The sequence below is a fragment of the Rhodoferax sp. SPJ4 genome (assembly GCF_058216275.1).
Window position 1 is genome coordinate 142,004 of sequence record NZ_JBYZMN010000004.1, and the last position, 12,947, is coordinate 154,950.

Annotated in this window: 15 protein-coding genes; 7 read left to right on the forward strand and 8 right to left on the reverse strand. The window is 72.3% G+C overall.

What is annotated here, in order from left to right:
• Positions 1-70: 70 nt before the first annotated feature.
• From AC4BAR_RS13800 to AC4BAR_RS13830, 7 genes are all read left to right on the forward strand, one after another.
• The gene (locus AC4BAR_RS13800) at positions 71-1,270 is read left to right on the forward strand and encodes an MFS transporter (RefSeq protein WP_490628460.1); all 1,200 of its coding nucleotides are present in this window, start codon (positions 71-73) and stop codon (positions 1,268-1,270) included.
• A 24-nt stretch (positions 1,271-1,294) separates the two neighbouring features.
• Positions 1,295-1,795, forward strand: coding sequence for a single-stranded DNA-binding protein (gene ssb, locus AC4BAR_RS13805; protein WP_490628461.1), 501 nt, complete (start codon positions 1,295-1,297; stop codon positions 1,793-1,795).
• A 168-nt stretch (positions 1,796-1,963) separates the two neighbouring features.
• The gene (locus tag AC4BAR_RS13810) at positions 1,964-2,944 is read left to right on the forward strand and encodes an NAD(P)H-binding protein (protein ID WP_490628462.1); all 981 of its coding nucleotides are present in this window, start codon (positions 1,964-1,966) and stop codon (positions 2,942-2,944) included.
• A gap of 32 nt (positions 2,945-2,976) precedes the next feature.
• On the forward strand, positions 2,977-3,243 hold the full coding sequence (locus tag AC4BAR_RS13815; RefSeq protein WP_490628463.1) for a hypothetical protein: 267 nt from the start codon (positions 2,977-2,979) through the stop codon (positions 3,241-3,243).
• 111 nt (positions 3,244-3,354) lie between these two features.
• Positions 3,355-4,380, forward strand: a complete 1,026-nt coding sequence (gene bchI / locus AC4BAR_RS13820) for a magnesium chelatase ATPase subunit I (RefSeq protein ID WP_490628464.1) — start codon at positions 3,355-3,357, stop codon at positions 4,378-4,380.
• A 21-nt stretch (positions 4,381-4,401) separates the two neighbouring features.
• Positions 4,402-5,538, forward strand: coding sequence for a hypothetical protein (locus AC4BAR_RS13825; RefSeq protein ID WP_490628465.1), 1,137 nt, complete (start codon positions 4,402-4,404; stop codon positions 5,536-5,538).
• A 27-nt stretch (positions 5,539-5,565) separates the two neighbouring features.
• Positions 5,566-6,306: a VWA domain-containing protein gene (locus tag AC4BAR_RS13830; protein ID WP_490628466.1), complete on the forward strand. Its 741-nt coding sequence runs from the start codon at positions 5,566-5,568 to the stop codon at positions 6,304-6,306.
• Between the two features lie 4 nt (positions 6,307-6,310).
• On the opposite strand, the gene bchO is transcribed toward AC4BAR_RS13830, so the two are convergent.
• From bchO to ccmC, 8 genes are all read right to left on the reverse strand, one after another.
• Positions 6,311-7,219 carry an alpha/beta fold hydrolase BchO gene (gene bchO / locus AC4BAR_RS13835; protein WP_490628467.1) on the reverse strand — a complete coding sequence of 303 codons (909 nt, stop codon included), beginning with the start codon at positions 7,217-7,219 and terminating at the stop codon, positions 6,311-6,313.
• Positions 7,220-7,287: 68 nt separating this feature from the next.
• Positions 7,288-8,517 carry a c-type cytochrome biogenesis protein CcmI gene (gene ccmI, locus AC4BAR_RS13840; RefSeq protein ID WP_490628468.1) on the reverse strand — a complete coding sequence of 410 codons (1,230 nt, stop codon included), beginning with the start codon at positions 8,515-8,517 and terminating at the stop codon, positions 7,288-7,290.
• Positions 8,514-8,969 (reverse strand): cytochrome c-type biogenesis protein, encoded by a 456-nt coding sequence (locus AC4BAR_RS13845; protein ID WP_490628469.1) that lies wholly within the window; start codon positions 8,967-8,969, stop codon positions 8,514-8,516. Before AC4BAR_RS13845 ends, ccmI begins: the two co-directional genes overlap by 4 nt.
• Positions 8,970-8,973: 4 nt before the next feature.
• The gene (locus AC4BAR_RS13850) at positions 8,974-9,498 is read right to left on the reverse strand and encodes a DsbE family thiol:disulfide interchange protein (RefSeq protein WP_490628470.1); all 525 of its coding nucleotides are present in this window, start codon (positions 9,496-9,498) and stop codon (positions 8,974-8,976) included.
• Between the two features lie 2 nt (positions 9,499-9,500).
• Entirely contained in the window at positions 9,501-11,513 is a 2,013-nt protein-coding gene (locus AC4BAR_RS13855; protein WP_490628471.1) for a heme lyase CcmF/NrfE family subunit, read from the reverse strand.
• A complete protein-coding gene (gene ccmE, locus AC4BAR_RS13860; protein ID WP_490628472.1) occupies positions 11,510-12,001 on the reverse strand; it encodes a cytochrome c maturation protein CcmE in 492 nt (163 codons plus the stop codon). The genes AC4BAR_RS13855 and ccmE overlap by 4 nt, the downstream gene beginning before the upstream one ends.
• The gene (gene ccmD, locus AC4BAR_RS13865) at positions 11,998-12,192 is read right to left on the reverse strand and encodes a heme exporter protein CcmD (RefSeq protein WP_490628473.1); all 195 of its coding nucleotides are present in this window, start codon (positions 12,190-12,192) and stop codon (positions 11,998-12,000) included. Before ccmD ends, ccmE begins: the two co-directional genes overlap by 4 nt.
• Positions 12,189-12,947, reverse strand: a complete 759-nt coding sequence (gene ccmC / locus AC4BAR_RS13870) for a heme ABC transporter permease CcmC (protein WP_490628474.1) — start codon at positions 12,945-12,947, stop codon at positions 12,189-12,191. Before ccmC ends, ccmD begins: the two co-directional genes overlap by 4 nt.

A 12,947-nucleotide genomic window follows, 5' to 3' on the forward strand; every position in this document is an offset into this window, starting at 1 on the left:
CCCTTTCTTGCCCCTGTCACGCACCGTGTCCACGCCCCCTTTGACCCCCCCCGCCCCCGCGGCAGGCACCATGACCGCGCTGGAGCGGCGCTCCAGCCTGTCACTGGCGCTGATTTACGCGCTGCGCATGCTGGGCCTGTTTCTGGTGCTGCCGGTGTTTGCGTTGGAAGCCACCCGCTACCCCGGCGGCGACGACCCGGCGCTGGTGGGCCTGGCCATGGGCATTTACGGCCTGACCCAGGGCCTGCTGCAAATGCCGTTTGGCATGGCCTCCGACCGTTTTGGCCGCAAGCGGGTGATTGTGCTCGGCCTGCTGCTGTTTGCCGCCGGCAGCCTGCTGGCCGCGCTGGCCGACAGCCTGACCTGGGTCACCATCGGCCGGGCGCTGCAGGGTTCGGGCGCGGTGTCGGCCGCGGTCACGGCGCTGCTGGCCGACCAGACCCGCGACGAGGTGCGCACCAAGGCCATGGCGCTGGTGGGCATGAGCATCGGCCTGATGTTTGCGGTGTCGCTGATCCTGGCACCGCTGCTGGCCGCCCACATCCACCTGAGCGGCCTGTTCGGGCTGACCGGGCTGTTGGCGCTGGGCGGGGTGGCGGTGATTCTGTGGCTGGTGCCGCCGGAGCCGGTCGAGCACCGCAACCAGCCCAAGGGCAGGATTTCCGAGGTCTTGACCCATGTCGAGCTGATCCGCATCAACGTGGGTGTGTTCGTGCTGCACGCGGTGCAGCTGGCCATGTGGGTGGCCGTGCCGGCGCTGCTGGTGCAGGCCGGCCTGGGCAAAGACCACCACTGGTGGGTTTACCTGCCGGCCATCCTGGGCTCGTTCGTGGTGATGGGCGCCACGCTGTTCCCGCTGGAGCGACGCGGCTACCTGCGGGCGGTGTTCCTGGCTGGCATCGCCATCGTCACGCTGGTGCAGCTGGGCCTGCTGTGGGTGGCCGAGGCGCCCACCATCGGCTGGCTGGCCACGCTGCTGTTTGTGTTTTTCTGCGCCCTCAACGTGCTGGAGGCCAGCCAGCCCAGCATGGCCTCGCGCGCCGCCCCTCCCCACGCCCGTGGCGCCGCGCTGGGTTTTTACAACACCTTGCAGTCGCTGGGCTTTTTCGCCGGCGGCGCCTTGGGTGGCCTGCTGCTCAAGCATGTGGGTCTGCATGGCCTGTTCATGGCCTGCACCGGCGCCATGCTGCTGTGGCTGGTGGTGGCCTGGCCGATGAAGGCGCCGGCCCCCACCGCGCGGCGCACACCGGCCGGGTCGCAGACCGCATAATTGCACCTTCCCTGGAGAGAAGTCATGGCATCCGTCAACAAAGTCATCATCGTCGGCAACCTGGGCCGCGACCCCGAAATGCGCAGCTTTCCCAGCGGCGACCGGGTGGCCAACGTCACCATCGCCACCACCGACAAGTGGAAGGACAAGCAGAGCGGCGAAATGAAGGAAGCCACCGAATGGCACCGCGTGGTGTTCAACGGCCGGCTGGCCGAGATTGCCGGCGAGTACCTGCGCAAGGGCTCGCAGGTTTATGTGGAAGGCAGCCTGCGCACCCGCAAGTGGACCGACAAGGACGGCCAGGAAAAGTACACCACCGAAATCCGCGCCGACCAGATGCAGATGCTGGGCAGCCGCCAGGGCATGGGCGGCCCGTCCGGTGGCGGCAGTGACGACGACGGCGGTGGCTACGCCCCCCGCGCCGCCGCACCGGCCCCGCGCGCCGCGGCCCCGGCGCCCCGCCAGGCCCCCGCCGCCCGCGCGCCCAGCGGCTTTGACGACATGGACGACGACATTCCGTTCTGACGTCCACCGTCCCCCACGCTGAACCCGCCGCTTCATCCCGGCGGGTTTTGTTTTTGGGGCTCCGGGTGGTGGCGCCCTTGCACCGCCCGGTGTGGTGGCTAAGATGACGTCAACTTTTGTTGACAACATCGTGCCCCACCCTACCCACGCCCCGGCGCGGCCGACCTGATGCCCCAGCGTGTCTTCGTCCTCGGCGCCACCGGCACCATTGGCCAGGCCACGGTGCGGGCGCTGGTGCGGCGCGGGCACCGGGTGGTGTGCCTGGTGCGGCCGCAGGCCGGCCCACAGACCACCGCCGACCTGGCGTTGCGGCTGGCGGGCGCCGAACTGCGCTTCGGCCACGCCACCTGCCCTGTGTCGCTGGCCCGCGACGGTTTCCAGGGCGAGCGTTTTGACGCCCTCCTGTCCTGCCTGGCCTCCCGCACCGGCGCGCCCAAAGACGCCTGGGCCATCGACCACCAGGCCCACCTGCTGGCGCTGGCGGCGGCCCGGCAGGCCGGGGTGACGCAGACGGTGCTGTTGTCGGCCATCTGCGTGCAAAAGCCCTTGCTCGCTTTCCAGCAGGCCAAGCTGGCGTTTGAGCAAACGCTGGTGGACTCTGGCCTGACCTATTCCATCGTGCGGCCCACCGCCTTCTTCAAGTCGCTGTCGGGGCAGGTCGAGCGGGTCAAACGCGGCAAGCCTTTTCTGGTGTTTGGCGACGGCCGCCTCACCGCCTGCAAACCCATCAGCGACGCCGACCTCGGCGACTACCTGGCCGGCTGTCTGGACGATGTCACGCGCCACAACCGGGTGCTGCCCATCGGCGGGCCCGGGCCGGCCATCACGCCGCGGCAGCAGGGCGAGCAGCTGTTTGCGCTGCTGGGCCGGCCGCCGCGTTTCAAGCAGGTGCCGCTGAGTCTGCTCGACGGCATCGTGGGTGTGCTGGGCACGGCCGGGCGGCTGCTGCCAGCGCTGGCCGCCAAGGCCGAGTTGGCCCGCATTGGCCGCTACTACGCCACCGAGTCCATGCTGGTGCTGAACCCGGCCACCGGCCGCTACGACGCCGACGCCACCCCGTCCACCGGCAGCGACACGCTGTGGGCCCATTACCAGGCCCTGCTGCAAGGCCACACCCGGCACGAACGTGGCGACCATGCGGTGTTTTGAACCCCACCCACGCCCACCGCACGGAGGGCGCCATGCCTGAGTGGCTGTCGCTGACCATGCTGGTGGACGGCGTCATCGTGCTGACGGTGGCCGAGGCCCTGGCGTTGTGGGCTTTCTGGCGCGCCACCGGGCGGGGTGTGGCGCCGCGCCATTACGCCTGCAACCTGCTGTCTGGCCTGTGTTTGATGCTGGCGCTGCGCTCTGCCTTGGCCGGCGCGCCGGCCTGGGCGGTGCTGGCCTGGCTGAGCGCTGCTGGCCTGGCCCACGCCACCGACATCGCGCGGCGCTGGAAAAAGTAGGCTGCGCCTTGGCGAAAACACGGGTGGCGCAGGGCGTCCCCAGCCCTGATGATGGGGTATAAAGTGTCAACAAGAATTGACACGCACCCACCCGAGCGAGGCGTTCAGACCATGGCAGTGGCATTCCCCTTTTCCGCGATCGTCGGCCAGGACGAGATGAAGCAGGCCATCCTGATGGCGGCGGTCGACCCCGGCATCGGCGGCGTGCTGGTATTCGGCGACCGCGGCACCGGCAAGTCCACCGCGGTGCGGGCGATTGCCGCGCTGCTGCCCAAGATGGCGGCGGTGCTGGGCTGCCGCTACGGCTGCGACCCGGCCGCCGCGCCCGGCGGCTGCGAGCAATGCGCCAGCCTGAAAAACGGCAAACCGCCCAAGACCCATCTGATCCCGGTGCCGGTGGTCGACCTGCCGCTGGGCGCCACCGAAGACCGGGTGGTTGGTGCGCTGGACCTGGAGCGCGCGCTGGCCCAGGGCGTCAAGGCCTTCGAGCCCGGCCTGCTGGCGCGGGCCCACCGCGGCTTTCTGTACATCGACGAGGTCAACCTGCTCGACGACCATCTGGTGGACCTGCTGATCGACGTCGCCGCCTCGGGCGAGAACGTGGTCGAGCGCGAAGGCCTGAGCGTGCGCCACCCGGCCCGCTTCGTGCTGGTGGGCAGCGGCAACCCCGAAGAAGGCGAGCTGCGGCCGCAGCTGCTGGACCGCTTCGGCCTGTCGCTGGAGGTGCGTACCCCCACCGCCCTGCCCGAACGCATCGAGGTGGTGAAACGCCGCGACGCCTTCGACCGCGAGCCGGCCGCCTTTGTCGAGCGCTGGAAAAAAGACGACGACAAGGTGCGCCGCAAAATCCTCGCCGGCCGCAAGCTGCTGCCCCAGGTGGTGGTGCCCGACGCCGCGCTGGAGCGCGCCGCCCAGCTGTGCATGGCGCTGGGCACCGACGGCCTGCGCGGCGAACTGACGCTGATGCGCGCCGCCCGTGCGCTGGCCGCGCTGGAGGGTGACGCCACCGTGGCCGACCGCCACCTGCAGCGCGTCGCGCCGTCGGCGCTGCGCCACCGGCTGCGCCGCAACCCGCTGGACGACGCCGGCTCCACCGTGCGGGTCGAGCGCGCCATGGCCACGCTGTTCCCCGCCTGAGCCGCTGCACCGGCCCGGTTGATGCCCCCCAGCCCCGCCGCCCCCCCCGTCGCGTCTGACGCGGAAGACGACGCGCCGCTGGGCCTGCTGCCGGCCGACCTCGCCACCCCCTGGGCCGACGCGGTGCTGGCCGCCACGCTGTTCGCGGTGGCACCGGCCCAGTGCGGCGGCGTCGCGCTGCGGGCCGCCGCCGGCCCGGTGCGTGAGCGCTGGCTGGCACTGCTGCGCAGCCGGCTGGCGCCCGACCAGCCCTGGCGCCGCGTGCCGCTGCACATCAAGGACGAACGGCTGCTGGGCGGCCTGGACCTGCCGGCCACGCTGCAGGCCGGCCGGCCGGTGGAGGCCCGTGGCCTGCTGGCCGAGGCCGACGGCGGGGTGCTGCTGCTGGCCATGGCCGAGCGGCTGCCGCCGACCACGGTGGCCCGGCTGGTGGCGGTGCTCGACAACGGCCAGGTGGCGGTGGAGCGCGAAGGCGTGTCCACCCGCCACCCGGCCCGGCTGGGCGTGGTGGCGCTCGACGAAGGCGTGGCCGACGACGAACAGGCCCCCGCCGCGCTGTGCGACCGGCTGGCCTTTCAGATCGACCTGAACGCGCTCAGCGTGCACGACGCCGGGCTGGCCGATCTGGACCCGCCCCCCGCCGACCTGCAAGCCGCGCTGGCCCAGGCCCGCGCGCGCTGGCCCCAGGTGAGCGTGCCCGACCGCGTCTGGCAGGCCCTGTGCCACACCGCGCTGGCGCTGGGCATTGCCTCGCTGCGGGCCTCGCTGCAGGCGGTGCAGGTGGCCCGGCTGGCCGCCGCGCTCGACGGCCGCGCGCAGGTGGCCGACGCCGACGCCGCGCTGGCCGCCCGGCTGGTGCTGGCCCCGCGGGCCCAGCGGCTGCCCACCACCGAGCCGCCACCCGAAGCCGCCCCAGCCGAGCCGGCCCAGGCCAGCGAGCCCCCACCCCAACCACCGCCGTCCGATACCAACAACGACGCGCCGCCAGAGCCACCCGAGGCCTCCACCAACCCGCCTTTGCCCGACCGGCCGCTCGACGACGTGGTGCTGGCCGCCGCCCAGGCCGCCATCCCCGCCGGGCTGCTGGCCCAGCTGGCGCTGGCGCAAACGCCGCGCGGCGCGGCGGCCTCGGCCGGCAAGGCCGGTGCGCTGCGCTAGGGCGGCCTGCGTGGCCGGCCGGCTGGTGTGCGCCGCGGCGAACCGGTGGGTGGCGCCCGGCTCAACGTGATCGAGACCCTGCGCGCGGCCGCGCCCTGGCAGCGGCTGCGCCAGGCCAGCGCGCCCGCCGCCAGCGGCCGGCGGGTGCTGGTGCGGCCGGAAGACTTCCACATCCACCGCCTGAGCCAGCGCATGGGCACCATCACCATCTTCGCGGTGGACGCCTCGGGCTCGGCCGCGCTGGCCCGGCTGGCCGAAACCAAGGGCGCGGTGGAGCTGTTGCTGGCCGACTGCTATGTGCGGCGCGACCGGGTGGCGGTGATCGCTTTCCGCGGCAAGGGCAGCGAACTGCTGCTGCCGCCCACCCGCTCGCTGGTGCGGGCCAAACGCAGCCTGGCCGGCCTGCCCGGCGGCGGTGGCACGCCGCTGGCCTGCGCCATCGACGCCAGCGTGGCGCTGGCCGAGGCGGTGGCCAAGAAAGGCGAAACGCCGGTGGTGGTGCTGCTCACCGACGGTGTGGCCAACATCAACCGCCAGGGTCTGCCCGGCCGTGCCAGCGCACTCGACGACGCGCTGGCCGCCGCCCGGCAGATGCGGCTGGCCCGCTTCACGGTGATGCTGGTCGACACCTCGCCCCGGCCCCAGGCCCAGGCCCGCGCCCTGGCCGCCGAGATGGGGGCGGTCTACCTGCCCTTGCCGCAGGCCAGCCCGGCCGCGCTGTCGCAGGTGGTCAAGGCCACCACCGCAGCGGCCGCGGCGCGCACCTAGCCGCTCAGCCGCGGGCCAGGGCCTCGGCCCACAGCCGGGCCAGCAGCGCGGCGGCCCGCTCGGGCTGCTCCTCGTGCAACACATGGCCGCCTTGCCAGCGCTCCACGCGGGCCTGCGGGAACGAGGCCGCCAGCACCGGCCGCAGCCGGTGCTCGGGCACCCAGGCGTCTTGTGCACCCACCACCAGGGTCAGCGGCAGGCGGAGCGTCGGGCCGGCGGCGTTGATGGCGGGCAGGTCGGTGGCGGCCATGAAACCCATCGCGCCCTGCACATGGGCGGGCTGGCTGAACAGCCTGGCGTAACGCTGGCGCTGGGCCTCGGGCACAGAGGAGCCGGTGGAGCTGAGCATGCTGTTCACCAGGTGGCCGCGTGCCGCCAGCCGCGCCAGACCGGCCGCCATCCACGGCGCGGTGGCCAGCGGCGACACCACCGGCGCCAGCAGCCGGGTGTAAAGCGCCGGCGGCGGCACCAGCGAGGGGTTGAAGCCGGCGATGGCCTGCGGCGGCCGCGGGCTGTTCAGGGCCCAGCGCAGCGCCAGCGCCACACCGGCCGAATGGCCCACCACCATCGCCGGCGCGCCCAGCTGCAGCTGGTGCAGCAAGGCATCGAGTTCGCGGGCCATCTGCGGCAAGGCTAGCTGGGCGGGGCTGGCGCCGGTGGTGAAGCCATGGCCGGGCAGGTCCACCGCCAGCACGGTGGCCAGCGGCCACAGCGCCGGCACCACATCGGCCCAGGAATGGGCCGACGAGCCGGTGCCGTGCAGCAGCACCAGCAGCGGACCCTGGCCGCCCCATTGCACATGCCAGTCCAGGCCGCCCACGGCCACCGAGCGGCTCAGCGCGCGGTGCGGCCAGTCGGCCGGCACACGGGCCAGAGGGTCGAGGGACAAGGGGTCGGGGGACGGGGACGCCATGGGGGCTGATTCTGCGGCAGCCCCGGGGTACGCGGTGGGCGCGGAGGACGGGCCGGCGGCAGACAGCGTCACGGCGCGCCGTCGCGGATCACCAGCGTCAGCGGCCGGCCGCCCACCGCCACCGGCCCGGACACCACCCGCAGGTCGTCCGAGCGCGGCGTGGCATCGCCGGTCTTGGACACCCGCACCACCACCTCGACCTGGTTCAAGGACGACAGCTTGAACGCCGGTGACATGGCCAGGCTGTCGTCCAGCGTGAAGGTGATGGGCAGCTCGCGCGCGGTGCGGCGCAGGATGGCCACCGGCATGCGCGGCGCACCGCCCGACCCGTCCACCGCCCGGGCCAGGATGAAGACCGTGTCGTTGGGCGCGACACGCCCCGCCAGGCCCGGCCCCAGGCTCACGCGGCCGCTGACCTGGCCGGCCACCCTGGCGCTGTCAGGCCGGGCGGTGGCCCGGGGTTCGGGGCCGGGGCCCACGCCGGCGGGCAGGCGGGCCAGGCTGTCGCCCACCGCCAGCGCAAACGGGCTGCCGGGCTCGGCCTGGGCCAGCGCGCGCTGCCAGTGGCGGCGGGCCGTGGCCACATCGTCACGGGCGTAGGCGGCGCTGCCGGCCAGCGCCAGGGCCTTGAGGTTGGCCGGGTCGAGCTGCAGGGCACGGGCCACCAGCAACTCGGGCTCGCCCTCGGCGCTGTTGCCCTGGGCCACCGCCAGCACATCGGCAAAGTCGGCCAGCAGCTGGGCGTCGTCGGGTGACAGATCGGCCGCGCGGCGGTAGGCCTGGGCGGCCTCGGGGAAACGCTGCAGCGCCGCCTGCGAGCGGGCCAGCATGACCCAGCCATCCCGGTCTTGGGGCGCGCTGGCCAGGCGCTCGGCCAGCCGGTCCACCATGGCCTGGACATCGTCCATCGCGGCCTCGCTGGCGGCGGGCGCCGGGGCCCAGCTGGCGCGGGCGGCGTCGCTGCCCAGCTGGCTGTACAAGGCCCCGGCCAGCGCCGGCACCAGCAGCGCCAACAGCCACGCGGTGCGGCGGTCGGGCCGGGCCGGTTGGTCGGCCTCCACCTGGCCAGCCTCGGCCAGCACCCGGCGCTGCAAGCCCTGCTCGGCCAGGGCGAACCGCGCCTCGCCCAGCGTGGCGCGCTCGCGCTGCAGCTCGGCCAGCTGCTGGCGCAGCACGGCCAGGTTGGCCGCCGAGGCGCTGACACCCTGGGTCTGGACGGGGCGGCGCAGCAGCGGCCACAGCAGCGGCGCGGTGCCCAGCACCACCAGCGCCAGCGCGGCCAGCACAAAGGCGGTCATGGCGGCGTCTCCCCGGCCAGCAGCCGGTGGGCGCGCTGGCGGTCGGCGGCGCTCAGCGGTGCGGCGGCGTCCTCCGCCGGGCGGCGCCTCAGGGTGCGCGCCAGCGCGGCGCCGGCCAGCAGCAGCAGGGCAAACGGCCCCAGCCACAGCAGCCAGGTCCGGGCCTTGACCGGCGGGCGGTACAACACGAAGTCGCCGTAGCGGGCCACCATGTGGTCGAGGATTTGCGCCTCGGAGTCACCACGCTGCAGCTGGCTGCGCACCTGCTGGCGCAGGTCGCTGGCCAGCGCCGATTGCGAGGCGGCGATGGTCTCGTTCTGGCACACCAGGCAGCGCAGGTCTTGCGCGATCGCCATCACCCGGGCCTCCAGCACCGGGTCTTCGGCCAGCGGCTGCGCCTCGCGCGCGAGGGCCGGCATGGCCAGCAACCCAGCCACCACGGCGATGGCCAAGCACCTAACCACGCAGCCTCCGCACCAGGGGCAGAATGGTCTGGGCCAGCACCTCGGGCGTCAGCGGGCCGGTCTGCTTGTGGCGGATCACGCCCTGCTGGTCGATGACAAAGGTTTCGGGCACGCCGTACACACCGTAGTCGATGCCCACCAGGCCCTGGGTGTCGGACAACGAGGCCTGGTAGGGGTTGCCAAAGCGGGCCAGCCAACGCACCGCGTCGTCGCGCTGGTCTTTGTAGTTGAGGCCATAGAGTGGCACCTCGGCGCTGCGCGCCAGGTCCACCAGCAGCGGGTGCTCGGCCCGGCAGGCCACACACCAGGACGCCCAGACGTTGAGCAGCCAGACCTGGCCGCGCAAATCGGCCAGGCCCAGGCGCTGCTCCGGGTGGTGCACCTGGGGCAGCGAAAAGGCCGGCGCCGGCTGGTTGACCAGGGGCGACGGCAGCGCCTTCGGGTCCAGCCGCAGGCCGGCGGCCAGAAAACCCAGCAGCACCACAAACAAGGCCAGCGGCCACAGGTGGCGGCGCATGCTCAGCCCCCCACCCGGGCGGCGCTGGGCTGCAGCGCCTGCGCGTGGCCCACCGGTTCAGACGCTGGCGCCATCTTTCGCTGCTGGCGCAGCCGGTAGCGTTTGTCCCCCACGGCCAGAAAGCCGCCCAGGCCCATCAGCAAACAGCCGCCCCAGATCCAGTTGATGAAGGGCTTGTGGTGGACCCGCACGCTCCAGGCGTCGGCACCCACCGGCGTGCCCAGCGACACATAGAGGTCGCGGGTGAAGCCGCGGTCGATCGCCACCTCGGTCATGGGCATGCGGCTCACGGTGTACAGCCGCTTCTCCGGCTCCAGCACCGTCAGCAACTCGCCGTCACGCAGCACCGCCAGCGTGGCGCGGGCGCCGGTGTAGTTGGGCCCCTGAACCTCGCGCACGCGGTCCAGCCGCACGGTGTAACCGGCCAGCGTGGTGGTGTCGCCCAGCGCCATGCGCACGTCGTGTTCGGCCTCCAGGCCGCGCACCAGGCTGACACCGGCCACAAACACCGCCACCCCCAGGTGGGCCAGCAGCATGCCGTAATAGCTGCCCGACTGCAGCGCCAGCCGGCCTGGCCAGTCGCGCGGCCGGTGGCCTTGCAGTTTGCCGTGCAGACTGACCCCCGCGGTGGCGGCAATCCACACCGCCAGCAGCAGGCCAAAACCCAGCATCACCGTCCACTGGCCCAGCACCAGCGGCGCGATGCAGGCGCTGGCCAGGCTGACCGCCAGCGCCCAGCGCAGCCGCCGGCCCAGCTCGGGCAGCGAGGCCTGTTGCCAGCGGGCGATGGGGCCCACGCCCATCAGGAACAAGGCCGGTGAAATCAAGGGCACAAACACGGTTTCGAAATAGGCCGGCCCCACCGACAGCTTGCCCAGGCCCAGCGCGTCGATGGCCAGCGGGTAGAGCGTGCCCAGCAGCACCGCGGCGGCGGCCACCAGCAGCAGCAGGTTGTTGGCCAGCAGCATGGATTCGCGCGACACCGCACCAAAACCATGGCCCAGGCCCACCTTGGGCGCACGCCAGGCGAACAGCGCCAGCGAGCCGCCCACCACCAGGGCCAGAAAGGCCAGGATGAAGATGCCGCGCGCCGGGTCGGTGGCGAAGGCATGGACCGAACTCAGCACGCCCGAGCGCACGAGGAAGGTGCCCAGCAGCGACAGCGAAAACGCCAGGATGGCCAGCAGCGCGGTCCACATCTTGAAGCTGGCGCGTTTCTCGGTGACGGCCAGCGAATGGATCAGCGCCGTGCCCACCAGCCAGGGCAAGAAGGAGGCGTTTTCCACCGGGTCCCAGAACCACCAGCCACCCCAGCCCAGTTCGTAATAAGCCCAGGCGCTGCCCAGCGCGATGCCCAAGGTGAGAAAGCTCCAGGCCACGGTGGTCCAGGGCCGCGACCAGCGGGCCCAGGTGCTGTCGAGCCGGCCCGACAACAGCGCCGCCACCGCGAAGGCAAAGGCCACCGAGAAACCGACGTAGCCCATGTAGAGCAGCGGCGGGTGGAAGACCATGCCGGGGTCTTGCAGCAGCGGGTTCAGGTCCTGGCCGTCGGCCGCGGCCGGCACCAGGCGCACAAAGGGGTTGGAGGTGAACAGCGTGAACAGCAAAAAACCGCAGCTCACCAGGCCCATCACGCCCAGGATTCGGGCCACCATGGCCTGCGGCAGCTGCTGGGAGCGCAGCGCCACCGCCAGCGTCCAGCCAGCCAGCATCAGGCTCCACAACAAAATGGAGCCCTCGTGCCCGCCCCACACCGCGCTGATGCGGTAGGCCAGCGGCAAGGCCGAGTTGGAGTGCTGGGCCACGTAGCGCACCGAGAAATCATGGGCCACAAAGGCCTGGGTCAGCGCGGCAAAGGCCAGCGCCACCAGCACGAACTGCGCGAACGCGGCCGGCCGGGCCACCGCCATCCAGGCCGCGTTGTGGCGGGCTGCGCCCCACAGCGGCAGCAGCGCCTGGGTTGTGGCCACCAGCAAGGCCAGGATCAACGCCAGATGGCCCAGCTCAGGGATCATGGCCGCACGCCCGTGGCCGCGCCCGACAGACTGGACAGCGTGGCCGGCTGGCCGCTCTGCACACCGGCCTGGGCCCGCTTCAAGGCCTCGGCGGCCTCGGGCGGCATGTAGTTCTCGTCGTGTTTGGCCAGCACCTGGTCGGCGCGGAACACGCCGTCGGGCCCGAGCCGGCCCTGGGCCACCACACCCTTGCCTTCCTTGAACAAATCGGGCAACAGGCCGGTGTAGCTGACCGGCACGGTGTGGGCCAGGTCGGTCACGACAAAGCGCACCGTCAGCCCGCCGGGGGCGCGCTGCAGGCTGCCGTCTTGCACCAGGCCACCGATGCGAAAGCTGCGCTCACGGGGCGCCTCCTGGGCCTGCACCTGCGAGGGGCTGAAAAAAAACACCAGGTTGCTCTGGAAGGCGTTGAGCACCAGCGCCGACGCGGTGGCCAGCGTGGTCAGGCCCAGCAGCACCACCACCAGGCGTTTGTTGCGGGGTTTCATGCGCCCTCCCCGTGCGGGTCGGCCGCGCCGAAGTCGGCATCTTGCTGCAGCGCGCGCGCCAGCGCCAGCCGCCGCGCCTTCAGCAGTAGCAACTCGGCCGCCAGCACCGCGGCCACCATGGCGAACGAGCCCCAGACGTAGAGGCCCTGGCCGCCCATGGCCAGGAAATCGGAGAGGCTGTGCCAGTTCATGGGGTCCCCCATTCGGCCTGCACCGCCCGGCGCGCCCAGGCCGTGTGTTGTTCGCGCTCCAGCACCAGCGTACGCACCCGCGACAAGGCCACCGCGATGGCATAGAGCCAGAAGGCCAGCGCCATCAGCAGCATGCCCAGCAGCATGGGGGTGGCCATGCTGGGCGCGCGGCTGATGCTGACCGACGCGCCCTGGTGCAAGGTGTTCCACCACTGCACCGAGAAATAGATGACAGGCACGTTGACCACCCCCACCAGCGCCAGCAGGCCGGCGGCGCGGTCGGCGCGCCGGCTGTCTTCGATCGCCGCGTGCAGCGACAAATAGCCCAGGTACAGAAACAGCAGCAGCAGCTCGGAGGTCAGCCGCGCGTCCCAGACCCACCAGGCGCCCCAGGTGGGTTTGCCCCACAGCGCGCCGGTCCACAGCGCCAGGAAAGTCATCAGCGCGCCGGTGGGCGCCAGGGCCAGCGCCATCATCGACGCCAGCCTGGCGTTGAACACCAGGCCCACCCCGGCCCAGAAGGCCATGGCCACGTAAATCACCATGGACATCCAGGCGGCGGGCACATGGACAAAGATGATGCGGTAGGCCTCGCCCTGCTGGGCGTCGGTGGGCGCCACCAGCAGCCCCACCCACAGGCCGGCCATGGCCAGCACCGTCGCGGCCGCAAAACACCAGCCCACCCAGGGGCCGGTGAGGGCATGGAAGCGCTGGGGCGCGGCGTAGTGGAACCAGTGGAATGTTTTGGCTTGCAT

What these genes read in the sequence shown, in the direction of transcription:
- AC4BAR_RS13800 (WP_490628460.1), top strand. Translation starts at nt 71, where the DNA reads ATGACCGCGCTGGAGCGGCGCTCCAGCCTGTCACTGGCGCTGATTTAC.
- ssb (WP_490628461.1), top strand. Translation starts at nt 1,295, where the DNA reads ATGGCATCCGTCAACAAAGTCATCATCGTCGGCAACCTGGGCCGCGAC.
- AC4BAR_RS13810 (WP_490628462.1), top strand. Translation starts at nt 1,964, where the DNA reads ATGCCCCAGCGTGTCTTCGTCCTCGGCGCCACCGGCACCATTGGCCAG.
- AC4BAR_RS13815 (WP_490628463.1), top strand. Translation starts at nt 2,977, where the DNA reads ATGCCTGAGTGGCTGTCGCTGACCATGCTGGTGGACGGCGTCATCGTG.
- bchI (WP_490628464.1), top strand. Translation starts at nt 3,355, where the DNA reads ATGGCAGTGGCATTCCCCTTTTCCGCGATCGTCGGCCAGGACGAGATG.
- AC4BAR_RS13825 (WP_490628465.1), top strand. Translation starts at nt 4,402, where the DNA reads ATGCCCCCCAGCCCCGCCGCCCCCCCCGTCGCGTCTGACGCGGAAGAC.
- bchO (WP_490628467.1), bottom strand. Translation starts at nt 7,219, where the DNA reads ATGGCGTCCCCGTCCCCCGACCCCTTGTCCCTCGACCCTCTGGCCCGT.
- ccmI (WP_490628468.1), bottom strand. Translation starts at nt 8,517, where the DNA reads ATGACCGCCTTTGTGCTGGCCGCGCTGGCGCTGGTGGTGCTGGGCACC.
- AC4BAR_RS13850 (WP_490628470.1), bottom strand. Translation starts at nt 9,498, where the DNA reads ATGCGCCGCCACCTGTGGCCGCTGGCCTTGTTTGTGGTGCTGCTGGGT.
- AC4BAR_RS13855 (WP_490628471.1), bottom strand. Translation starts at nt 11,513, where the DNA reads ATGATCCCTGAGCTGGGCCATCTGGCGTTGATCCTGGCCTTGCTGGTG.
- ccmE (WP_490628472.1), bottom strand. Translation starts at nt 12,001, where the DNA reads ATGAAACCCCGCAACAAACGCCTGGTGGTGGTGCTGCTGGGCCTGACC.
- ccmD (WP_490628473.1), bottom strand. Translation starts at nt 12,192, where the DNA reads ATGAACTGGCACAGCCTCTCCGATTTCCTGGCCATGGGCGGCCAGGGC.
- ccmC (WP_490628474.1), bottom strand. Translation starts at nt 12,947, where the DNA reads ATGCAAGCCAAAACATTCCACTGGTTCCACTACGCCGCGCCCCAGCGC.